This window comes from Pseudomonas sp. ok272 (genome assembly GCF_900109995.1).
GTDB lineage: Bacteria > Pseudomonadota > Gammaproteobacteria > Pseudomonadales > Pseudomonadaceae > Aquipseudomonas.
The window spans coordinates 76,480-98,253 of sequence record NZ_FOCB01000016.1 but is presented as its reverse complement, the minus strand read 5'-3'; the positions used below and the strand labels follow the sequence as shown (position 1 = coordinate 98,253).

Genomic DNA, 21,774 nt, shown 5'->3' with positions numbered 1-21,774 from the left:
CGCGATGTCTTCCGAGCATGCATCACGATCACCTCTCGTTATTGTTGTTTGCAGTTATTTACGTCAACCCAACCTTGCCGTCAATCCGCCGCTAGCGCTCTGCTGAGGCGCGGATCATTGGCCCCGTTCAGCACGCAACGCACCCCGCCGGGGTCATAAATCCCCATCACACAACGGTTGCAACTGGTGCAGCCCGAACGCACCAGCCGCCCGTCGGCAAGCTTGTTGACGAAAGCGGCGTCGTGGATGAGAACCCTGGCCAAGGCAATGGCGTCGAACCCCTCCTCAATCACCCGCTGCGCAGACTCAAGCGACTTGACCCCACCCACCAGCGCCAGCGGCAGGGAGACGGCTTGGCGGATCCGACGGGCACTCTCAAGAAAGTACAGCTCGCGAAAAGACAGGTTCTTGGGCTGTTGCAGCCCCAGCACCCAAGGGCCGATGCGCGACAGTCCTCGCGCATGCGCCTGCATGTCGGCAATGGGCATCGGGCTGCCGAACAACGCCCAAGGGCTATACAGGTTGTGGCCGCCACTGAGCGTCAGCAGGTCCGCGCCATCTCGTTCGAGGGCGCGGGCCGTGACGCCCGCCTGCTGCACATCGATGCCACCGCGGGCCGCATCGGTTTGATTGATCTTGCAGGTCACCGCCAGCCGCCCACCGACAGCGTCCTTGACCCGCCGCAGCACCATGGCCGGAAAGCGGTTGCGGGCCTCGACACTGCCGCCATAGCGGTCACTGCGCCGATTGCTCAGGGGCGATAGGAACTGATTCAGCAGGTAGCCATGGCCCATATGGATCTCGACCGCGTCGAACCCGGCCTCCCGCGCCAGGATGGCCGCCTCGGCGAACTCATTGGCGACGCGATGCAGGTCGGCCTCGTCCATCGCCCTCTGGAACAGGATGCCATGCAGGGCGCCAAAGGCATTGAATCCCGAAGAGGCCGTCCGCGGGTAGCCTCGCGCCGGCTTGAGCAGCGTAAAGGAGCCGCCATGGGTGATCTGCAGGCAGGCTGCGGCCCCCTCGGCGTGGACGGCATCGGTCAGCACCCGCAAGTGGCGTACCGTCTCTCGCGTCATGTGGATCTGATGGTGGAAGGTTCGCCCTTCGGCCGACACCGCGCCATAGGCGACGGTGGTCATGCCCACCCCGCCCGCGGCAATATCGCGATGGTGCTTGACCAGCGCCTGGGTAGGCAGACCGTCGGGCGTCATTCCCTCGTTGGCGCCCGCCTTGATGAAACGGTTGCGCAAGGTGAGCGGGCCCAGCTTGAGCGAGGAAAAGGCAGACCGCACCTCGGCGCCCCTGATGCTCACCGTGTCCATGCCCTCAACCATGGGTGCCGCCATCGATACGCAGCACGGCACCGTTGACGAAGGCACCGTCATCGCTGGCCAGCATGGCGATCACCGCAGCCACTTCCTGGGGCGCGCCCAGCTTGCGGTCCGGGCGAGTCAAGTGCATGAACAGAGAAAGGTCGGCCTGCGCCGGGAAGCCCTGCGCCTGGGCCGCCACCATCGGTGTCGCGATGCCGCCCGGCGCCACGGCATTCACCCGCACGCCGCGCTTGATGTACTCACGCGAGAGCGCCTGGGTCAGCGCCGCCACGCCGCCCTTGCTGGCCGAATACGCGGCCATATAGGGATGGCCAAAAAATGCCGAGGTGGAGGCCGCATTGACGATGTTGCCTTTGCTTTCCAACAGAAAAGGCAAGGCTTCGCGGCAGCACAGGAAGGTGCCGCCCAGGTTGATCTGAACGACCCGCATGAAATCCTCGAACGAGGTCTCGGTGGTGTGAGTGGAACACAGCACCCCCGCCATGTTGACCAGCACATCCAGGCGACCCTGGTCTTGGGCAAAGCGCTGCACCGTACTGCGCACGGCCTGCTCGTCAGTGATCGACAGCCTGGCCGCGAACGCCCGGCCGCCATTCTCCACCGCGTTGGCCTGCGCCAGGGTTTCCTGCAGCCCCGCTTCATCGAGGTCGACGGCAAGCACTGTGCCCCCTTCGCCGACCAGGCGGATCACAGTCGCCCGGCCAATACCGGAAGCCCCGCCCGTGACGATGATGTTCTTGTTCTGGAAGCGCGATGCGGTGGTCATAACTAGGCTCCTTGTTGCAGGGTTGACTGGGCCCGGGAAGCGACGCCCCCAGCGCCTGAAAGTATCGCTAACGGTCCGTCAGGGCCGACTCCTGCGCCAGCTCCTTGCTGAGGGACGCGGGCCGTTGCACGTCAGTGACCGCCTGATCGCCAGCGTTGTCGAGCGTCGGCTGGCGGGTCTCCCCACGCAGCAGGAAATGCGACAGCGCAGGCGTCAGCACAAGAACCCCGAGCATGTTCCACAGGAACATGAACGTCAGCAGGATGCCCATGTCGGCCTGGAACTTGATGGGCGAGAACACCCAGGTCAGGACGCCCGTCGCCAGTGTCAAGCCGACCAGCGCGACCACCTTGCCGGTAAAGCGCAGGGCACCGGCATAGGCCTCTTCCAGACTCGCACCGCGTCGTTGCAAGGTCAGCTGCACGCTGAGCAGGTAGAGGGCGTAATCCACGCCGGCGCCCACCCCCAGGGCAATCACCGGCAAGGTCGCGACCTTCACCCCAATCCCCATGATCACCATGAGTGCTTCGCACAGCAGCGATGTGATGATCAGCGGAATCAGCGCCACCAGCACCGCGCGCCAGCTACGAAACGCGATCAGGCAGAGCAACACCACCGAAGCGTAGAGCATCAGCAGCACTTTCGAGCTGGCATCGGCAACGACCTGATTGGTCGCCGCTTCGATGCCCGCAGGACCTGCCGCCAGCAGGAACTGCCGGTCGTCGGAGTCGTGCTGCTTGGCAAAGGCCTGTACGGCGTCCACTACGCCCTGCAGCGTCCCGGCACGATGGTCGGACAAATAGGCGATCACCGGCGACACGGAACAACTGAAGTTGGCCAGCTCCGGCGATTGCATGGTCGCGATCTGCGAAGCCTGTGCCGCCACCTCATCCTGGCGCGGAATGCTCATCCACTTCGGGCTCGCCTCACCATAGCTGGCATTGATGAACCGCACGGAGCTGGCCAGGCTGGCGACCGACTGTACACCGGGCACGTCACGCAACATCTGGGTCAGGCGGTCGAGTTCGGTCAGGGTCTCGAAGGTGGAGCAGCCACCCGGCCGGGTCTTGATGATCACCGCGAACTGATCGGTGGAACGGCCAAAGCTCTGGTTGAAGAACGCCACGTCACGGTTGTACCGGGACTCGGGGCGCAACTCCGGCGCCCCGGCATCCAGGTCGCCGACCTGCAGCCCGGAACGCACCTGATAAGCCCCGACCCCCACCAGCAGTGACAACAACACCAGCACATGGGCCGGTCCCGGTCGTGTGCACTTGACCAACAACGTACCGATAGTGTCGAAGAACCGGCCTTTGCCTGCCCCTCCCTCCTCGCTTTCGTTGCGTACGCTGCGCCGCGCTGCCGACTGACTGACCCCCACGTAGGAGAGCATCACCGGGACCATGATCAGTTGCGTGAAGATCAGCACGCAGACCCCCATGCTGGTGGTGATCGCCAGGTCGCGGATCACCGGGATGTCGATCACCATCAGGATGGCGAAGCCGAAGACATTGGCCAGCAACGCCGACAGCCCCGCCAGGAACAGACGGCGAAAGGTGTAGCGCGCCGCCACATACTTGTCGGTGCCCCGGCCAATGTCCTGCATGATCCCGTTCATCTTCTGGGCGCCATGGGACATGCCGATGGCGAAGATCAGGAACGGCACCAGGATCGAGTACGGGTCGATTTCGTACCCCAGGAGCTGCATCAGGCCGAGTAGCCAGAGCACGCTACTGAGCGAAGCCACCAACAGCAACAGGGTGCTGCGCAGGCAGTGGGTGTAGCCAAAGATCACCAGCGCCACGATCACGGCCGAAGCGGCGAAGAAGCCCATGACCAGTGTCAGCCCATCGATCAGGTCGCCCACCAGCTTGGCGAAGCCGATGATATGCACGCGCACCTTGGGCAGGCCATCGGCGCCGGGCACCTCGTACTGCCCACGAATGTCTTTCTCCAGAAAGGCGGAGAACTGTCGGTAATCAAACGCCACACCGGTGACCGGGTCCTTGTCCATCAACGGCACCAGGATCACCGAGGAACGCATGTCCAGGGACACCAGGTCGCCGAGCAGATTGCCACGCAACACGTTCACCTGCAGCATCTGCAACTGCTCGAGCGAGCCGTTGTAATCGTTGGGCATGACCGGGCCACCTTCCATTCCCAGCTCGGTGACCTCGCTCCAGCGAACCGCTGGCATCCACAACGAGCGCATCCAGGCACGATCGACCCCCGGCGCCAGGTTGATCTTGTCGTTGATCTCCTGGAGCGCTTGCAGGTAGGCGGGGTCATAGATGGTCCCGCGCGGGTTCTCCACCATCACCCGCACCGAGTTGCCCAAGGCCGAGAGGTCGATCTTGTTGCGCAGGTAGTTGCGGATGAACTCATGGGAGCTGGGCATCATTCGCTCGAAGCTGGCGTTGATACGCAGGTCGGTGGCCTTGTAGCCCAGCAGCACGGTGAGGACCAAACACAGCACCACGAAGAACAGACGGTGATTGAAGATCAGTCGTTCGAGAAAGCTACCCGAGTGGACATCGAACTGGGCGCGATCGCGCAGCACCGGTGTCGCATTGTTGTCCTGAGATGTGGCCATCGTATCTTTCCTCTGAGTCAGGCCCGATAGAGCGTGCGGCCCGGCTCTACTTAAAATTCAGGGTGGTCACGCCATTGAGGCCGACCAACGCCAACTGGTCGCCGGACATCCCCACCACGCCGGAGAGCAGGCTTGGCGGCTGGATGTCGAGCGGCGTGAATGTCGCCCCTTGATCGCGGCTCATGGCTACTTGCGCGGACTGGCTGACCAGCACCATTTTTTGACCTGACAGGGCGGCACCGGCGACCACCAGGTTGTTGAAGTCATTCGTCACCGAGGCCCAGTGCTGCCCCTGGTCCGTGCTGCGGAAAACATGCCCGCGCAGCCCATACGCCAGCAGCGCACCCTGATCCCCCGTGAGACCGAACAGGGTGCCCTCATAGCCGGTCTGCCGCGCGCTGAAGCGCCCCGTGCCGGGTTCCAGGACCCAGACATGACCACGCTCGCCGGTGATGAACAGCCGCCCGCCCACCTCGTCGATGGCGGTCAGGTGCAGCAGGTCATCGTTGTCGATCCGGGTATTGCACGGCTGCCACGTCTTGCCGCCATCGTGGCTGCCGACGATCAGTCCGAAAGGACCGACGGCATAGCCGTTGCGCCCGGACGCGTCGAACCACACGCCCATGAAGAACTGGCCAGGCCCGGGCCGGCTCATGGCAAGGATCGCCGACAGGTAGCTGTCGGCGCGCGCAGGCTCCAGGCCCGACTGCCCGCCCTTGAAGTAGTCGACGACCATGGCTTCGAGCTGGCGGCCGTCGAGCTGCTTCGTCCAGGTTTCGCCGCCGTCGCTGCTGTGGAGAATCGCGGCGCCGTGGCCGACCGCCCAGCCGTGCTGCGCATCGGAGAAATACACCGCATTAAAATCGACGCTCACCGGGACCTGCGCCTGACGCCACGTGGCGGCCTGGTCGTCGGAAAAAATGATCAGCCCGTTGTCGCCGACCGCAATCAGGCGCTTGCCCGTATTGACGATATCGCGCAGCGGCTTGTGCGCCGCCTGGAGCACCGACCTGGCCGGCTGATCGAGGGGGTCGACGAACCCATTGGCCGTGACCGCGACAGAGGACAGCGCCAGCACCAACGCCAGCAGTGCTCCCGGGATCAGTTTGCGGTCGGTTGAGGTGACCGCCGAACGAGCAAAAGCACTCCGCATTGCACGCATGTTGTTCTCCGCTAGATCAAGTCTGCTGTTGTTCTTATTCAGCTTGCTGCCGCGTGGTGCAACCGAGTGCCAGGCCCGGCCAGGAACAGCTTCAGTCTCGAGAAAAACCGCCGTTGCGGCATGCCCCATCTGCAGTAGGCCGCGAGAAAAAACCAGCGACACCGGCACAGGCCTGTGTCGCCGAACGCAGGAGTGAACGCGGCGGCGGACTTCACTGCCGCCGGGCACTCAACGAATACCGCTACCCGCCATGGAGTCCGGGGTCATTTTGCTGTTGGCCCAGCGCGGAACACGCACGTAGCCGCTGCCACCTGCCAGGTGCATGGAGCTGCCGTACTGCCCCTTGCCCAGGTCGTAGATGACCATGGGGGTGTTAGGCACGGACTTGGTGTTCCAGTCGTAGGTCAGGAAGCCCTGGGCCGAACGCATCATCTTCCCTGCCTGGTCGTAGGCCTCGTAGAGCACAATCGACCAACTGTCTTCGTCCACGTAGAACACCTTCTTGCTTTGCGCATGACGCATGCCCGGCTTCAACGTTGCCTCCACGACCCATACACGATGGGGTTCCCAGCGGACCAGGTCGGGGTTGGCGAACTGCTTGCCGTAGGCCTCCTCGGGCGTGCTGTGCATCATGAACTTGTAGTTGTTGTACGGAACTAACATCTCTTTCTTGCCGACCAGCTTGAAGTCGAAGCGATCCAGTTGCCCCTCCCACATGCCGAGTTCGTCGAAGAAATACGCGCCACCGGCCATGGCCATCGGGATGTCGTAGCCGAAGTCCGGGGTCAGGCGCACACGACGCTGCCCCTGGTTGTAGACCCAGTTCTTGTTGCGGCCATCCTTCTTGAAGTTCACCACCATGTAGTTGAGCGATTTTTCACCCACGCTGCGTGGCGGACCGACGTACGTACTCAGGCGACGTTGAAAGTACTGGGCGGGCTCATCCGGACTCTCGTGATAAGGCGACTCCGTGTAGTTCTCCAAATCATGGGTCATGATCATGTTGCCCGAGGAGTCGATCAGATAACCCGCGAACCTGGAGCGATAGGCCGGTCCGTAGTAACGCAGGTTGTGGTTCCAGATCACCTCGGCGCCGCTCTTGGGAATCGGGAACGGATAGCCACCCATGGCTCCGCTGATATCGGCGCCGTCGGTGGTGCTCTGCACGCGGGTGGCGTTTTTCGCGGTGTCTTGCTTCAACCAATCGGGGAAGTCGACCACCCGATAACTCTTGTAGACCTCGACCTTGAAGTCCGGCCAGCGCGAGAGCAGCGCCTTGGTGCCCTCGCTAAGCTTGTCCGCATACTGCGCCATGTTGGCCGCACTGATGCTGTACTGCGGTTTTTCGCCGGGAAAGGGATCGGGATAGATACCGCCCTCCTGCGGCATGGTCGGCCCCTTCCAGTTCGGCGTCCAGGTGGGGATGCTGCCATCGGCGCTGGCCGCACGCTCGGCGCCGACCCCCGTCAGTTTGGCCCCATCCAACTGCGCGGCCTCTTCGCTGGAAACAACGGCCAGGGCGGGCATCGACAGTGACAGTGACATAGCAAGCGATAAGGCGAGTTGACTGATTCTCATCTTTTTTCTCCTCTTTGGGCGCGCCCCAACGAGCACGCGCAACCTTGCGCCCCACCGGGACGCAAGCCCCTTACAGGCTGGTTTGGAAGGTCAGGGTGATACGACCGCGGTCCGTGCTGCCCATCGCACCGAGGCGCTCTTGGGAATCGCCGGCATCCGAATAGAGGAGGCCAACCTTGTACCGCATGTTGATATCGGCAGTGACCCCGGTCGACCAGGCATACGCGCGTTCCGCCGGCCCGGTCGGGATCGGTGAGTTGCCTTGCAGGCCATAGCCGGCCAAGGTCAGGTTGCCGGTCAAGTCGACGCCGGGCATGACCTGCAGCCAGGTGGGCAACAGGATCAGCGAGAAGCTGCTGGCGTCGCGACTACCGCAGCCAGGGCCGTCCAGGGCGTCGCCGCATTTATTGAAGGCCGCTTCGTTGTGCGTCACCTTGTCCAGGTAGGTGTAGGAGAGTTCTGCGACCACAACCCCGGTGTCATACAGCGGCAACACGGGCATCGACGCCTGGGTATTGAGCAGTGCATGCCAGGTATTGCCGGTCGCACCGTCGAGGCTGCCATTGGGCAGTGGCCCCCCGGTGCTATCCAGTGCCGTGCCACGGCGATAGGAAAGCTCGGCGCCCCAACTGAGGTCCTGCCAACTGAAGTTGGTGAAGGCGCCAAACAGGTCGACGCCACGGTTGTACACCTGATGGAAGCGCAGCCCGGTAATCGGGTCCGTCGGGTCGACCTGGAAGTTGACCGGCCACGGCTGCATCTCATCCAGGTGGCGATACACCAGGCCAATGGTGCCGCCGTACCAATCGGGGCTCAGGCTCAACTGCACGCCATAGTTGCCCTTGCTCTTGTCATCCGGCTCGATGATCTTGCCCTGGTTGATGTAGATATTGCCGAAGCCGGGCACGGCAGCCGCAAATAATCGGCCATCGTCGCTGTATAAAAAGTCGGGGCCGCCCAGGAAGGTACCGCCCTCGCTCTGGCGGTTCGGTTTCCAATCCAGGTGGTAATAACCGGACAGCGAGACCTTGTCACTCAGTTGGCTCTGGAAGGACAGCTGCGGCAGCGGCAACGCCAGTTCCTTGGGTGACGCGCCGGGGATCTCCGCGCCCTTCTGGAAGTTGGCCGGTTGCTGACTCCAGGAGATCGAGTCACTGCCATTCACCTGGGACACCCCCCAAATCAGCGAGTACTGGCCCGCCTTCACCGACACCGGGATGCTGCCCATCGTGAATGCGCCGAACACAAACGCATCGAGAATCTCGCCGGACGGTCCGTTGTAATAACGCTGCGCCTGCCCCGAGAGTTTGCCGTTGGCATAGGCGGAGATGTCGCCCAGGCTGGGATTGCCCCTGAGGTCGTGATCGTCATAGGCGTTGTCGTACCAACCGGTGGCACTGACGCGAGCGCCGTAGTCCTCCTTGTAGATGACGTCCATCTCCGTCAGCACATCGAGGCGCCGTTTCCACATATCGCCGCTGTGGGCGGAGTAGTCAGACTGCTGGTTGATCGGATCATTTCCCAGATGCGAGTCTATCGACTCCGCACGCCAACCCAGCCCCAGACGAAAGTCCGTGGTCCAGTTGATCTGCAGGTCGGGGTTGCCGGTATCGATAGAGATGGCGTTAGCCAAGGGGCTGACCACGGCACCGAGCAACAACATCGGTGCCAATAGCCTGCGACCACCCGGGGTCGCAGCCTTCTGTGTCTTGTGCATGTTGTGCTCCGCAAGTCCAAGTCTGGTTTTGTTTTTTGTTCAACTTGTCCTGATGACAGCCCAGGCCGGTTCCCCGGGCCGTGGCTTCGAAGCTAGTTTCAACACAAAGACCCAGTGCCAACATCAACCGTTTGCAGTAGCCAGGAAGATAAATTTCCCCCTCCTCGCCGCGTTGTGCCGAACGAATGTGCTCATCTACTGCATACGGTTGATGATTCCGTAGAAGCATCGCGTTCAACCTATGTGCATCGAAGGACCGCGGCCAAAAACCGGCGGTGGCCTTCGCTCCCAAGAACAAAAAAGCGCCCCCGCTGGCGCGTGACAACGGAGATCGCATGCCATGAATGCATTCGTCGAGGACAAGCACTGCGCGGTCCTGGTAGTCGGTTCCGGGGCGGGCGCCCTGCTCGCCGCCAACCGAGCCCATGACCTCGGCCTGAAGGTCATCGTCATCGAGAAGAGTGACCGCTACGGTGGCACCTCGGCGCTGTCGGGGGGCGGTATCTGGATCCCCAACAACATCGGTATTCGTGAACAGGACACCTATGAAGAGGCATTGACCTACTTCAAGCAATGCACCCACGGGCTGGTGGCGGAGGAGAAACTTCGCGCGTACCTCGATTCGGCACCGGAAATGGTCGAATACATGCGCCACAACGTCGGCGTGAAGTACAACGCCGTCACTGGCTACGCCGATTACTGCCAGCACCTGCCGGGGGCCTCCGACAACGGTCGGACCATGTTCGTCGAGCCGATTGATGCCGGGGTCCTGGGCGATGATTTCTTCGCCCTGCGCGAAGCCGACATGGGCGCCAAACTGTTCGGCCGGGTGGCCCTGGACTACTACGACGGCCAACTGCTGGGGGCCCGCGCCAAGGGCTGGAAGCGCAAGATCTTCTCGCTGATCTGGAACTACTGGTCCGATATCGGCTGGCGCCTGAAGACCCGCCGTGATCGACGCGTCACCATGGGCAGCGCCCTCGTCGCCGGCCTGCGCATCGGCCTGCAGCAGCGCGGGGTGACGCTGCTGCTCAACACTCGACTGGAACGCTTCATCGTCCAGGACGGGGTCGTCCGGGGCGCGGTCGTCAGCCAGGACTGCAACCACTACCAGATCCACGCCAGCCAGGCGGTGATCGTTGCCAGCGGCGGCTTCGAACAGAGCCAGCCGCTGCGTGACGCTCACCTGCCCGGCAGCACCCTGGTCGAGTGGAGTGTGACGCCCATGCACAACAACACCGGCGACGCGTTGATCGCCGGCGAAAAAATCGGTGCCGACACCGAGTTCATGCATGAAGCCTGGTGGGCGCCAACCGTACGCATCCCGGCCGCGGACACGCCCAACGTCAACATGCGCAGCGCGCTGTTCATTGAACGCAGCTACGCCCACAGCCTCTGCGTCAACCGCCAGGCCCGGCGGTTCACCAACGAGGCCATGTCCTATAACGACTTCGGCCACGAGATGCTCAAGGACAACGCCAACACCGGCGCCAACATGCCGTGCTGGTTCATCTTCGACGCCACCTATCGCCAGAAGAACATCCTCGGCCGGATCATGCCCGGCTCGATCATGCCGGACGCCAGCCTCCCCCCAGAATGGTGGGACAGCGTGCTCTACCGCGCCGGATCCATCGGCGAGCTGGCGCGCAAAATCGGGGTCGATCCCGCCACCCTGGAAGCCACCGTGTCGGTCTTCAACGGCTATGCCAAGACAGGCATCGACCTCGACTTCAAGCGCGGTCACTACAGTTTCGACCGCTTCTACTGCGACCCGCGGCAGCAGCCCAATCCGAGTCTCGGCGCGCTTGAGCGGGCGCCCTACTACGCCATCCGGGTCGACCTCGGGGACCTGGGCACCAAGGGCGGCTTGAAAGTCGATCGCGACGCCAATGTGCTGGACATCGAGGGACGCCCGATCCCCGGTCTCTATGCCATCGGCAATGCCTCGGGCGCGGTGACGGCGGACGCCTATCCCGGCGCCGGCGGCACCCTCGGGCCGGCCCTGACCTTTGGCTATCGCGCGGCCAATCACATTGCCCAGCGCATGCCGTCGACTGCCAGCAGCGCCACGCCGCCCAGGGTGCACGCCTAGGACACGGCATGGCGTGCGCGCCGGGGCTCGTGAACATCAGCCTCGGCCAGGGCAAGCCGTGCCAACAACCCTCCCGTCGATTCATCCACGACTCAAAGAAGGAGCGCACCCGTGCTCGCACTATTGAACGACGAACAGCAGATGTTCGAACGCACAGCCCAGCGGTTGGCACAGTCGATTGGCATCGCCAACCCGCACGACCTCACCACCCGGGACCGGGAACAGGACTGGAACAGGCTGACCGAGGTCGGCCTGCTCGGCCTGCGCCTGCGCGATAACGGGATCCCCCTGGCTTCCGGCGTCGAAGTGATGATCGCCGCCCAGGCGTTGGGCGAAACCCTGGTTCCACAACCCTTTGCCTCCGCGGTCCTGGCCAGCGAACTGCTTGTACTGGCGGACGCGCCGCACGCGTTGATCGACGCACTCGCCGCCGGCGAAACCCGCTATGCACTGCTGCTGGACCGAACACTGCAGCGCCTGGCCTCCCCCGACGAACCCGGCTGCATTGCCTGGGATTGCGCAGGCGCCAGCGCGGCCCTGGGCCTGAGTGCTGGCCGCCTGGTGCGCGTCAGCCTGCAGCACGGTTTTACCCCGGGCCTCGCGCCCGCCGACCTGACCCGCGAGGTGCGCCACCTTCGCAGCGCGCCCGGCGCTGTCGAGGTACTCGGTCAACCGATCGACCTCCCCGCCCTCAAACGCTGGTATGCCCTGGCCCTGACCACCGTGGCGGCGGACATCGTCGGCGCCCTCAACGGCGCTCATGCCGGTGCGGTGGCCTACACCAAGGAACGGGTGCAATACGGGGTGTTGATCGGCAGTTTCCAGGCGATCCAGCACCTGTGCGCGGAAATGCTCGTCCAGACCCAGGCCGCCCACAGCCTCACCTGCTACGCCGCGTGGGCGGTAGACCAGTTGGCCCCTGACGAAGCCCTGCTGGCCGCACGGACCGCCAAGGCCTACGCCTCCAGCGTGGCACTGCCGGTGACCGAAGCGGTGATGCAGGTCTACGGCGGCATCGGCCAGACCTGGGAGCACATCGCGCACGTCTACACCCGCCGTGTCTTGCTCGACGCCCGCCTGTTCGGCGACGAGTCCCATCAACTGCAACTGATCGCCGACGCCCGACTGGGAGCACGCTGAATGGACTTTCGAGATACCCCCGAAGAGGCCACGTTCCGCCTCGAACTGCGCCAATGGTTCCAGCACAACACGCCGGCCAACTGGCGCGAAATCACCGACCCGCAAGGCCTGCGCGCGCTGCACAAGCGCTGGCACAAAGCGCTCTACGCCAGCGGCTACATCGGCCTGAACTGGCCCAAGGAGTATGGCGGCCAAGGCTTGCCACCCACCTTCGACGCCATTCTCAATGACGAAGCGGGCCGCGCCGACACCCCTCACCTGCCGGCGATGGTCAACTACCTTGGGCGGGCGATCTTCACCTACGGCACCGAGGCGCAGAAGCAACACTTCCTGCCCACGCTGCTCAGCGGCGAGGTGCAATGGTGCCAGGGCTTCAGCGAACCTGGCGCCGGTTCCGACCTGGCCTCCCTGCGCACCCGCGCCGAGCTGGACGACGACCACTATGTGGTCAACGGCCAGAAAATGTGGACCAGCGGCGCATTGCAGGCAGATTGGTGCCTGCTGCTGGTACGTACCGACAGCAGCGCGGCCAAGCACAAGGGCATCTCCTGCCTGCTGACCCCGCTCGATGCCCCGGGCATCACCGTCAAGCCCATCGTGCTGCACAGCGGCCACCCGGAAACCGCCGAAGTGTTCTTCGATGATGTGCGCATTCCCGCCAGCCAGCGCATCGGCGCACCGGGCGACGGCTGGCGCATCGCGATGACGACCGTGTCCTACGAGCGTGGCGCGTCGGACACCGGCTCCATTTCGACACTGCGCCGCCGACTGCACGAGATCGAGCGGATCGCCGCCGAGCGTGGCCTGCTCGCCGACACCAGCACCCGCCACAAACTGGCGCGCGCCCATGTGCAGATCGAGGCGCTGAGCCTGAACGTGGCACAGCAATTGTCGCTACGCCTGGCCGGTCGCGATCCGGGGCCGGAAGGTTCGGTGGGCAAGCTGCTTTGGTCCAACGCCGCGCAGTACACCATGCATGTCGCGCTCGATGTACTCGGCGCCGATGCCCTGACGGGCAATGCGCCCCGCTGGCTGGCCGAGTACTTCACCTCGCGCCCGGTCAGCGTGTACGGCGGCTCGTCGCAAATCCAGAAGAACATTCTCGCGCGCATGCTCGACATGCCGCGCTGACCTGACCAGGAGTCCCATCATGCGTTTGAACAACCGCATTGCCGTCATTACCGGTGCGTCACAAGGCATCGGTCGTGCCGTTGCCCGCCGCTATGCCGCCGAGGGCGCCCGCGTGGCCATCGTCGACGTCAACGTCAGTGGCGGTGAAGAAACCGTCGCACTGATCAACGCCGAGGGCGGCACCGCCCTGTTCGTGCACTGTGATATTGCCAACCAGGCCGACGTCAACGCTGCCGCCGCGGCCATCAAGGCCGAGTTCGGCCCGATCGATATCCTGGTCAACAATGCCGGGATCACCCGTCCGGCCATGCTGCACAAGATGACCGGCGCCGAGTGGCACCAGGTGATCGATGTGCATCTGCACGGCTCCTTCTACTGGTTGCAGGCGGTCGCCCAGGACATGATCGAGCGTCGCTGGGGGCGCATCGTCTTCGTCAGTTCTTCTACCGCGCAGAACGGCTCCATCGGCCAGATCAACTATGCCGCGGCCAAGTCCGCCATGCTCGGCATGATGCGCACCGCCGCCCGCGAGCTGGGCAAGTACAACATCCTGGTCAATGCCATCGCTCCGGCGGCGGCCACCGAGATGACCAAGACCATCATGAACGACCCGAAATTCGCCGATGCCCATGCGGCCGCGCTCAAGCAGCACCCGCTGCGGCGCTCGGCGGAGCCTGAGGAGATAGCTCCGGCGTTCCTCTACCTCGTCAGCGAAGAGTCCTCCTACATCACCGGCCAGGTGCTGTCGGTGGACGGCGGCTCAATGATGGTGCGCTAAGCGCAAACGCCCGTTCGGAACAGGACAACCCCAATGACTCGTATCGACACCGCCGCTCCCGATCTCGATCGCCTGCTGGCACCACGCACCATCGCCATGGTCGGTGCCTCCAACAACCTCTACAGCATCGGCGGCCTGCTATTCGCCAACCTCAAGCGCTCCTTCGGCGGCGCGCTGTACCCGATCCACCCCCAGGACGACAGCGTCCAGGGCACGCGTGCCTACGCCAGCCTGCTCGATGTGCCGCTCAGCGTTGACCTGGTGGTCATCGCGGTGGCCAACCAGGCCGTCGAAGGCATCATGGAACAGGCCGTGGTCAAGGGCGTGGGTGGCGTGGTGCTGCTTTCTTCCGGCTTCGCCGAGGCGGGCGCCGAAGGGCTCGCCCTGCAGCAGCGCGTCGCCGAGATCGCGCGTGCCGGTGGCGTGCGGGTGATGGGCCCCAACTGCATCGGCTACCTGAACATCGCCGGCGGCGTGATGGCCAACTTCGCCCTGAGCCCGGACGAGCCGGTGCCCCCAGGCGGCAGCGTGGCACTGATCTCCCAGAGCGGCGGCTTCGGTTCCTACCTGACCACCAAGGGCCTGCTCACCGGGCTGCGCCTGGGCTGGTTCGTCAGTACCGGTAACGAGCTGGACGTGAACATTGCCGGCGTCTTGCGCTACCTGGTGGAGCGACCGGAAGTGCGTGTGCTGCTGGCGTTCAGTGAGACCCTGCGTGATCCCGAGGTCTTCATCGCGGCAGCCCGCCGCGCCCAGGCGCTCGACAAACCGCTGGTGGTGCTCAAGGCCGGGCGCTCCGAGGTGGCGGCCAAAGCCGCGATGAGCCACACCGCGTCGGTGGTCGGCGCCGTCGATGTGTTTGACGCGGTCTGCCGTCAGTTCGGCGTGATCGTGGCCCACAGCCTGGAGGAGATGCTCGACCTGGGCATGATCTTCCAGGACGGCCGTCGTGTCACCGGCAACCGCCTGGCGATCATTACCGCCTCCGGTGGCACCGGGGTCTTACTGGCCGACGAAGCCAGCCTGAACGGCCTGGATGTCCCGACCTTCCCCCCCGCGCAGCAGGCCCAGATGCTCAACGTGCTGCATAGCCCCTTCTTCGGCAGCGTGAGCAACCCCATCGACACCACGGCCGCGGTGAAACCCGCGGCCATTGCCGCGCTGCAGAATCTGGTCGCACAGAGCCCATCGGTCGACATGCTCTCCCTGGTTACCTGGGCGCGCGCCACCGCGTCGAACACCGAGTTGGCCGCCCTCTACCAGCGCACTGACAAACCCATGGCCGTGCTCTCCACCAACCTGGTGGACTCCTTGACGCAGGCCGGCGTGCCGACCTACACCGATCCGCAGCGGCTCGCCCGATCGCTCGCCGCCCTGCACCGTTTCTCGACGCGCGCCAGCCTCGCGGCCGATCACGCCTGGGAGCCCAATGCCGAGCGGGCCCAGCGTGCGCGAACGCACCTGCAATTGCCCCCGGGCGAACAGGTGCTGATGGAGGCCCAGGGCAAGCGCTTGTTCGCCGAGTACGGCATTCCCCTCACCCGCGAGGAGTGGGTCCACAGCGAGGAAGAGGCCATCGCGGCGGCGGCACGCATCGGCGGTAACGTCGTGCTCAAGGTCATGTCCTATCAATTGCCACACAAGTCCGATGCGGGGGCCATCCGCCTCGGCCTGCAGGGCGCGGATGCGGTGCGGGACGCCTATCGGGACATGTTCGAAGAAGTCCGCCGACGCGCCCCCCATGCCGTCCTCGACGGCGTTCTGGTCCAGCAGATGGTGCCGGCGCGCCTGGAACTGACCTGCGGCCTGCAGCGCGACCCGGTGTTCGGTCCCATGGTGGCGGTGGGCCTGGGCGGCGTGCTGGTCGAGCAACTGGCGCAGACCACCCTGCTGCGCCCGCCATTCGGCCTGGACACCGCTCGCGCCGCACTCGGGCAATTGCTGCAGGGGCGCCTGGTGCAGGGGCGACGCGGCCTCAGTGCCGAGGAACAGACGCAGATCGCCGCGATCATGGTCGGCGTCGGCAACCTGGCCCTGGAGCTTGACGAAGTCAGCGAAGTCGACATCAACCCGATCCGGGTCGACGACGGCAAGGCCATCGCCGCCGATGCGCTGATCGTACTGGCCGACGCGGTGAAGGAGTGACCCCGATGGCAGACCAATCCCTGATCGGCTACCAGTTCCCCCCTTTCCGCTTCAAAGTGGAAGAAGGCAAGGTGGCCGAATTCGCCAAGGCGATCTTCTGTAGCGACGCCTATTACTTCGACTCCGAGGCCGCGCACCAACAGGACTTCGGCGCCCCGCCCGCGCCCGCGACCTTCAGCACGGTCTGCCTGCACTGGCAGCCCGCCCAGGACGGCAACCCGCTCAAGCTCGACCTCACGCGCGTGCTGGCCGGCGGCAATGAGTGGGAATACCTGCGACCGCTACTGGCCGGCGAGACGTTCACCGTCCGCTCGCACATCGCCGATGTGACCCACAAGCAAGGCACCAAGGGCCCGATGACCCTGATCGTGCGCGAGATGGTGTTCTATGACGAGCATGAACGAATGGCGTTGATCGCCCGCAGCACCATCATCGAACTGCCCCCCCTGCCGCCCATGGACAAGGCTGAGGTACTGCCAACATGAACAGTGTGATCAATGCATCTTCCCCGCACCTTCAGATCGGCGACATCGCCCCTGTGCGACGCGTCGGGCCGATCAGCCGCACCGATATCGTGCGCTACGCCGGTGCCAGCGGCGACTTCAACCCCATCCATCACGACGAGACCTTCGCCCATCGCGCTGGCTACCGCAGCGTGTTCGGCCATGGCCTGCTGACGGCGGGCGTCCTCTCGGCCTACGCCACCTCCTGGCTGGGTCTGGCGGCACTGCGCAAGTACTCGGTTCGTTACGTCTCCCAGGTCTGGCCCGGCGACACCCTGATCCTCAGTGGGCGCGTCACCGCGATCACCCAGCAAGGCCCTGGCGCCAGACAAGTGAGCTGTGAACTGCTGGTGCAGCGCGAAGCGGCCAACGGCCAGCGCCAGGATGTCCTGACGGCCACCGCCGTCGCGGCCTACACCACCCCCGGAGGCGCGCAACATGCCTGATATCCGCGAACAAGCGCCCTACCAGCGCTACCTCGAAGGCCTGAGCCGGGGCGCCCTGGTGTACCAACACTGTCACGAGTGCGGCCAGGCGGTGTTCTACCTGCGCCCTTGTTGCTCGCGTTGCGGCTCGGTGGAACTGCAGCTGCGCGACAGCCTGGGGCTGGGCACGCTCTATTCCTCCAGCGTGATCTTCGACAAGGAACGCAACTACAACCTGGTGCTGGTGGACCTGGATGAAGGCTTTCGCATGATGAGCACGGTCCCTGGCTGCGATGCGCCGTCCATCGGCGCCCGGGTCCGGGCGCGGGTGGAGCGCCTCGAAGGCGAGGAATCGCGCGTGGTATTCGACCTCACCGATGGAGAACGCTCATGACTCAACATGACCTGCGGGGTGCCGCTGCGATTGTCGGGGTCGCCGAATCGGACCTCGGCGACGTCGGCCCACAGCGCTACCCCATCGAGCTGGCCGCCCAGGCGGCGGTGCGCGCGCTTGGCGAGGCGGGCCTGCGCACCCGGGACGTCGACGGCCTGTTCGGCTGCGTCGCGGGCCGCTACATGTCGAACCTGGACCTGGGCGAATACCTGGGGATCCGCCCCCGCTACAGCGACAGCGGCAACATGGGCGGCAGCTCGTTCCTGTCCTATGTGTTCCACGCGGCGGCCGCCCTGAAGGCAGGGCTGTGCGACACCGCGCTGATCGTCTACGGCAGTACCCCGCGCGCGGATGCCCAACGCCGGCAACCGCTGGGCGGCGTGCTGGAGCTGCCGAACTACGAAGCGCCGTACAAGCCGCGCCACCCGTTGTCCGGCTATGCCCTGGTCACGGCCCGGCACATGTATCAATACGGCACGACCCGCGAACAACTGGCCGAAGTGGCCGTTGCCGCACGCGCCTGGGCACAGCTCAACCCCGTCGCGTTCTGCCACGACAAGGGCGCGCTGAGCATTGCCGAGGTACTGGCCAGCAAGATCATCGCCAGCCCACTCAGCGTCCGTGACTGCTGCCTGGTCACCGATGGCGGTGGCGCCCTGGTGATGACCCGTGCCGACCGCGCACGCGACCTGCCCAAGCCGCCGGTCTACCTGCTCGGCGCCGGCGAGGCGCACTCGCACCGGAGCATTTCCCAGATGCCTGACCTGACCACCACCTGTGCCGTCGACTCCAGCGCCAGGGCCTACGCCATGGCCGGAGTCAGGCCGGCCGAGATCGACGTGGTGCAGCTCTACGACGCCTTCACCATCAACACCATCATGTTCCTGGAGGACCTCGGGTTTTGCCCCAAGGGCGAAGGCGGCGCGTTCGTCGCCGACGGCCGCATCGCTCCGGGCGGAACGCTGGCGGTCAATACCAATGGCGGCGGCCTGTCCTACTGCCATCCCGGCATGTACGGCATTTTCGCCCTCATCGAAGCCACCCGACAGTTGCGCGGCGAAGCCGGGGCACGCCAGCAGGCCGGCGTGGAACTGGCGCTGGCCCACGGCAACGGCGGCCAATTCTCCAGCCAGGTCACCGCCATCCTCGGAACGGGGGCCACGCTATGAGTAGCGTCCTGCGTGAACGCCAGGGCTCGCTGCTGCTGGTCACACTCAACCGCCCAGAGGCGCTGAACGCGCTCGATGCGCAGATGCATGATGAGCTCTCTGACGCCTGGCATGAGGCCAGTGACCCACAGGTGCGCGCGGTGGTGCTGACGGGCGCCGGGCGTGGCTTCTGCGCGGGCGCCGACCTTAACGCACGGCCCGCCCCCGAGGTCATGGGGCATCGCACGATGCGCCACACCCTCAATGCACACACCCTGTCCATGGCCGCCCTGGACAAGCCCGTGATTGCCGCCGTCAACGGGGCCGCCGCAGGCGCCGGACTGTCGCTGGCCTGCGCCGCCGATATCCGCATCGCGTCCAGCAACGCCAAGTTCGTCCCAGCGTTCGTCGACATCGGGCTGGTCCCGGATGCCGGCGGCAGTTGGTTCATCACTCGGCTCCTGGGTTACTCCCGGGCGTTTGCCTGGCTGGCCAGCAATCGCCGGCTGAGCGCCGAAGAAGCCCTTGAGTGGGGCCTGGTGAGCGAAGTGCTGCCCCCCGAGCACCTGCTTGGACACGCACTGGCGCTGGCCGAGCAACTGGCCAGCAAGCCCGGACTCGCCGTAGGGCTGACCAAGCGCTTGTTGGCCCAGGCCGCACGCAACAGCCTGGCCGAGCAACTGGAGGCCGAAGTCACCCTGCAGCACCTGGCCATCCTCGATCCCGACCGCGAACGCGCGCGCGCGGCGATGCTGGAAAAACTTGGGCGCCGCTGACGCCCACTCATCCCCAGAATGGAGTTCCCCATGATCGATTACAGTCGTTTTCGCAGCATCCTCGCCGAGCGTCGTGGCCACGTCCTGGCGCTGACCCTCAATCGCCCCGAGCGCCTCAATGCCGTCGGCGACGACATGCATGAAGGCCTCGAAGCCCTGCTTGCCGACCTGCGCCACGACACCAGTATCCGGGCCGTGGTGCTCCAGGGTGCAGGGCGGGCCTTCTGTGTCGGCGGCGACGTCAAATCGTTTGCCGAGGCCCCGACCAACGAGCGCAGCCCTTACGAAACCATGGCCCTGGTCACCCACGGCGCGGCGAATCTGATCGAGCGTTTCCTCGACGTCCCGCAGCCGATCATCGCCGCCGTGCAGGGTTACGCCATGGGGCTGGGCGCAACCCTGGCCCTGCTCTGCGATGTGGTGCTGGTCGCCGATGACGCCCAGATCGCCGACACCCATGTGCCCATCGGCCTGGTCGCAGGCGATGGGGGCGCGCTGGCCTGGCCCCTGGGCATGCCCCTCGGCGCCGCCAAGTACTACCTGATGACCGGCGAGCGCCTCAGCGCCAGCGAAGCGGTCCGACTCGGCCTGGCCCTGCGCGCCATGCCGGTCGCCGAGCTTCACGATCAGGCACTGCAGATGGCCGAGCGCATGGCCGCCCTCCCCCCGCTGGCGCTGCAAGGCACCAAGCGCACGCTGAACCAGATCCTGCGCCAGCGCAGCCAACTGGTGACCGACCTGGGCCTGCAACTGGAAGCGGCGACCTTCCTCAGCGCGGATCACCAGGAAGCGGCCAGCGCCTTCGCGCAAAAGCGCCAGCCCACCTTCCATGGACGCTGAACACCCCATGGCCAAGGCCACTGCAGACACCGGTTGGCTGGCGGGTATCTCCACGGAAGTACGCTGCCTGTGCGTGATCAGCTTTATCTCCGCCGTGGGCTTCGGCATCCAGTCACCGGCCATCCCGGTGTTTGGCCAGGCCCTGGGCGTGGGGAGCAGCATGATCGGCATGATCATCGCCGCCTTTCCCCTCGCTCGCCTGCTGATGGCCTGGCCGGGCGGACGGCTGCTCAATCGCTGGGGCGAATACCGAGTGCTCTGCGCCGGTCTCGGGCTCATGACCCTCGGCAGCGTGGGGGCCGGGTTTTCCACCTCCGCCGAGCAGTTGCTGGCCTTGCGCGGGTTGTGCGGTGTGGGCTCGATCCTCTACAGCGTGTCGGCCATGAGCCTGATGCTGCGCACCACCGCCGCCAGCCACCGGGGCCGGGCAGCAGGCCTGTTCATGGGGGCCTACTACGTCGGGACCGTGACCGGCCCCGCCATTGGCAGCCTGTTCGTGGGGATGTCCGTGCGCCTGCCCTTCTTCATCTATGGCGCGGGAACGGGAGCCGCCGCCCTGGTCGCGGCACTGCTGCTGCGGCACCTGCGGCAGGCGCAACGTGCGTCGAACAGTGACGAGCAGGTGCCGGTCAGCTTTCCCCAGGCGCTGCAACGGGCCGCTTACCGATCCGCAATCGCCAGCAATTTCGCCATCGGCTTCGCCGTCTACGGCGTCAGGGTGTCCGTGCTGCCGCTGTTCCTGTTGACGGTGCTCAACCAGCCGGCGAAATGGATCGGCATCAGCCTGACCATCGGCGCACTGAGCCAAACCCTGCTGCTGCCCAAGGCCGGCCAATGGGTGGACACCTGGGGCCGCAAGCCCAGCCTGATGCTCGGCCTCGGTCTGGTGCTGAGCAGCTACCTGGTCATCCAGGGCGGACACTCGCTGGCAGCCTACCTGGCCGGACTGGCGCTGATGGGCCTCGGCACCGCGTTCTGCACCACCGCCGCAGCCGCCATCGCGGGCGACACCGCCAATGGCCGGGGGGGGACCGTCATCGCCGGCTACCAGATGGCCGCCGACCTCGGCATGGTCATCGGCCCCGTGCTCATCGGGGTGCTCGCCGAACGCTACTCCTACGCCCTGGCCCTGGGTTGCACCACCGGTCTGCTGGTACTGGCCGCCCTGACGACCCTGGCCATGGCGCACACAAAAAACCCTGTGCACCACCCATGAACGGCCGCAGCCTGTCGGCCAAGTCCCCCCAAA

At 65.2% G+C, this 21,774-nt stretch carries 18 protein-coding genes; 12 read left to right on the top strand and 6 right to left on the bottom strand.

All coding sequences use genetic code 11. From position 1 onward, the window contains the following. Positions 1-80: 80 nt before the first annotated feature. The 6 genes from BMW74_RS20815 to BMW74_RS20790 form a co-directional block, all read right to left on the bottom strand. Positions 81-1,325 (bottom strand): NADH:flavin oxidoreductase, encoded by a 1,245-nt coding sequence (locus BMW74_RS20815; protein ID WP_093426012.1) that lies wholly within the window; start codon positions 1,323-1,325, stop codon positions 81-83. A 4-nt stretch (positions 1,326-1,329) separates the two neighbouring features. Then, entirely contained in the window at positions 1,330-2,103 is a 774-nt protein-coding gene (locus tag BMW74_RS20810; RefSeq protein WP_093425972.1) for an SDR family NAD(P)-dependent oxidoreductase, read from the bottom strand. Between the two features lie 67 nt (positions 2,104-2,170). Further along, entirely contained in the window at positions 2,171-4,696 is a 2,526-nt protein-coding gene (locus BMW74_RS20805) for an efflux RND transporter permease subunit (RefSeq protein WP_093425970.1), read from the bottom strand. A 46-nt stretch (positions 4,697-4,742) separates the two neighbouring features. Continuing rightward, positions 4,743-5,858: a WD40/YVTN/BNR-like repeat-containing protein gene (locus BMW74_RS20800; RefSeq protein ID WP_175479271.1), complete on the bottom strand. Its 1,116-nt coding sequence runs from the start codon at positions 5,856-5,858 to the stop codon at positions 4,743-4,745. A 228-nt stretch (positions 5,859-6,086) separates the two neighbouring features. After that, a complete protein-coding gene (locus BMW74_RS20795; RefSeq protein ID WP_093425965.1) occupies positions 6,087-7,436 on the bottom strand; it encodes a DUF1329 domain-containing protein in 1,350 nt (449 codons plus the stop codon). A gap of 70 nt (positions 7,437-7,506) precedes the next feature. After that, the gene (locus BMW74_RS20790; protein WP_093425962.1) at positions 7,507-9,153 is read right to left on the bottom strand and encodes a DUF1302 domain-containing protein; all 1,647 of its coding nucleotides are present in this window, start codon (positions 9,151-9,153) and stop codon (positions 7,507-7,509) included. A 340-nt stretch (positions 9,154-9,493) separates the two neighbouring features. Here BMW74_RS20790 and BMW74_RS20785 point away from each other — a divergent pair, with 340 nt between their 5' ends. The 12 genes from BMW74_RS20785 to BMW74_RS20730 all read left to right on the top strand — a co-directional run bounded on the left by BMW74_RS20785 (position 9,494) and on the right by BMW74_RS20730 (position 21,741). Then, positions 9,494-11,245, top strand: a complete 1,752-nt coding sequence (locus BMW74_RS20785; RefSeq protein WP_093425960.1) for an FAD-dependent oxidoreductase — start codon at positions 9,494-9,496, stop codon at positions 11,243-11,245. Between the two features lie 111 nt (positions 11,246-11,356). Further along, on the top strand, positions 11,357-12,385 hold the full coding sequence (locus BMW74_RS20780) for an acyl-CoA dehydrogenase family protein (RefSeq protein WP_093425958.1): 1,029 nt from the start codon (positions 11,357-11,359) through the stop codon (positions 12,383-12,385). Continuing rightward, positions 12,386-13,516 carry an acyl-CoA dehydrogenase family protein gene (locus tag BMW74_RS20775; RefSeq protein WP_093425956.1) on the top strand — a complete coding sequence of 377 codons (1,131 nt, stop codon included), beginning with the start codon at positions 12,386-12,388 and terminating at the stop codon, positions 13,514-13,516. It abuts the gene before it with no gap. Between the two features lie 19 nt (positions 13,517-13,535). Next, positions 13,536-14,294 carry an SDR family NAD(P)-dependent oxidoreductase gene (locus tag BMW74_RS20770; RefSeq protein WP_093425954.1) on the top strand — a complete coding sequence of 253 codons (759 nt, stop codon included), beginning with the start codon at positions 13,536-13,538 and terminating at the stop codon, positions 14,292-14,294. A 33-nt stretch (positions 14,295-14,327) separates the two neighbouring features. After that, complete coding sequence (locus tag BMW74_RS20765; RefSeq protein ID WP_093425952.1) at positions 14,328-16,439, top strand: acetate--CoA ligase family protein; 2,112 nt, start codon at positions 14,328-14,330, stop codon at positions 16,437-16,439. A gap of 5 nt (positions 16,440-16,444) precedes the next feature. Continuing rightward, entirely contained in the window at positions 16,445-16,924 is a 480-nt protein-coding gene (locus BMW74_RS20760; RefSeq protein ID WP_093425950.1) for an FAS1-like dehydratase domain-containing protein, read from the top strand. After that, complete coding sequence (locus BMW74_RS20755) at positions 16,921-17,388, top strand: MaoC/PaaZ C-terminal domain-containing protein (protein ID WP_093425948.1); 468 nt, start codon at positions 16,921-16,923, stop codon at positions 17,386-17,388. The genes BMW74_RS20760 and BMW74_RS20755 overlap by 4 nt, the downstream gene beginning before the upstream one ends. Further along, on the top strand, positions 17,381-17,761 hold the full coding sequence (locus BMW74_RS20750; protein ID WP_093425946.1) for a Zn-ribbon domain-containing OB-fold protein: 381 nt from the start codon (positions 17,381-17,383) through the stop codon (positions 17,759-17,761). Before BMW74_RS20755 ends, BMW74_RS20750 begins: the two co-directional genes overlap by 8 nt. Continuing rightward, positions 17,758-18,930 carry an acetyl-CoA acetyltransferase gene (locus BMW74_RS20745; protein WP_093425943.1) on the top strand — a complete coding sequence of 391 codons (1,173 nt, stop codon included), beginning with the start codon at positions 17,758-17,760 and terminating at the stop codon, positions 18,928-18,930. Before BMW74_RS20750 ends, BMW74_RS20745 begins: the two co-directional genes overlap by 4 nt. Continuing rightward, positions 18,927-19,685, top strand: a complete 759-nt coding sequence (locus BMW74_RS20740) for an enoyl-CoA hydratase/isomerase family protein (protein WP_093425941.1) — start codon at positions 18,927-18,929, stop codon at positions 19,683-19,685. The genes BMW74_RS20745 and BMW74_RS20740 overlap by 4 nt, the downstream gene beginning before the upstream one ends. Positions 19,686-19,715: 30 nt before the next feature. Further along, the gene (locus tag BMW74_RS20735; RefSeq protein WP_093425939.1) at positions 19,716-20,525 is read left to right on the top strand and encodes an enoyl-CoA hydratase/isomerase family protein; all 810 of its coding nucleotides are present in this window, start codon (positions 19,716-19,718) and stop codon (positions 20,523-20,525) included. Beyond that, the gene (locus BMW74_RS20730) at positions 20,515-21,741 is read left to right on the top strand and encodes an MFS transporter (RefSeq protein WP_093425937.1); all 1,227 of its coding nucleotides are present in this window, start codon (positions 20,515-20,517) and stop codon (positions 21,739-21,741) included. The genes BMW74_RS20735 and BMW74_RS20730 overlap by 11 nt, the downstream gene beginning before the upstream one ends. The last annotated feature ends 33 nt before the right edge of the window (positions 21,742-21,774 follow it).

Excerpts from the sequence above, each read along its gene's own strand:
- BMW74_RS20815 (WP_093426012.1), bottom strand. The coding sequence starts at position 1,325 with ATGGACACGGTGAGCATCAGGGGCGCCGAGGTGCGGTCTGCCTTTTCC.
- BMW74_RS20810 (WP_093425972.1), bottom strand. The coding sequence starts at position 2,103 with ATGACCACCGCATCGCGCTTCCAGAACAAGAACATCATCGTCACGGGC.
- BMW74_RS20805 (WP_093425970.1), bottom strand. The coding sequence starts at position 4,696 with ATGGCCACATCTCAGGACAACAATGCGACACCGGTGCTGCGCGATCGC.
- BMW74_RS20800 (WP_175479271.1), bottom strand. The coding sequence starts at position 5,858 with ATGCGTGCAATGCGGAGTGCTTTTGCTCGTTCGGCGGTCACCTCAACC.
- BMW74_RS20795 (WP_093425965.1), bottom strand. The coding sequence starts at position 7,436 with ATGAGAATCAGTCAACTCGCCTTATCGCTTGCTATGTCACTGTCACTG.
- BMW74_RS20790 (WP_093425962.1), bottom strand. The coding sequence starts at position 9,153 with ATGCACAAGACACAGAAGGCTGCGACCCCGGGTGGTCGCAGGCTATTG.
- BMW74_RS20785 (WP_093425960.1), top strand. The coding sequence starts at position 9,494 with ATGAATGCATTCGTCGAGGACAAGCACTGCGCGGTCCTGGTAGTCGGT.
- BMW74_RS20775 (WP_093425956.1), top strand. The coding sequence starts at position 12,386 with ATGGACTTTCGAGATACCCCCGAAGAGGCCACGTTCCGCCTCGAACTG.
- BMW74_RS20770 (WP_093425954.1), top strand. The coding sequence starts at position 13,536 with ATGCGTTTGAACAACCGCATTGCCGTCATTACCGGTGCGTCACAAGGC.
- BMW74_RS20765 (WP_093425952.1), top strand. The coding sequence starts at position 14,328 with ATGACTCGTATCGACACCGCCGCTCCCGATCTCGATCGCCTGCTGGCA.
- BMW74_RS20760 (WP_093425950.1), top strand. The coding sequence starts at position 16,445 with ATGGCAGACCAATCCCTGATCGGCTACCAGTTCCCCCCTTTCCGCTTC.
- BMW74_RS20755 (WP_093425948.1), top strand. The coding sequence starts at position 16,921 with ATGAACAGTGTGATCAATGCATCTTCCCCGCACCTTCAGATCGGCGAC.
- BMW74_RS20750 (WP_093425946.1), top strand. The coding sequence starts at position 17,381 with ATGCCTGATATCCGCGAACAAGCGCCCTACCAGCGCTACCTCGAAGGC.
- BMW74_RS20745 (WP_093425943.1), top strand. The coding sequence starts at position 17,758 with ATGACTCAACATGACCTGCGGGGTGCCGCTGCGATTGTCGGGGTCGCC.
- BMW74_RS20740 (WP_093425941.1), top strand. The coding sequence starts at position 18,927 with ATGAGTAGCGTCCTGCGTGAACGCCAGGGCTCGCTGCTGCTGGTCACA.
- BMW74_RS20735 (WP_093425939.1), top strand. The coding sequence starts at position 19,716 with ATGATCGATTACAGTCGTTTTCGCAGCATCCTCGCCGAGCGTCGTGGC.
- BMW74_RS20730 (WP_093425937.1), top strand. The coding sequence starts at position 20,515 with ATGGACGCTGAACACCCCATGGCCAAGGCCACTGCAGACACCGGTTGG.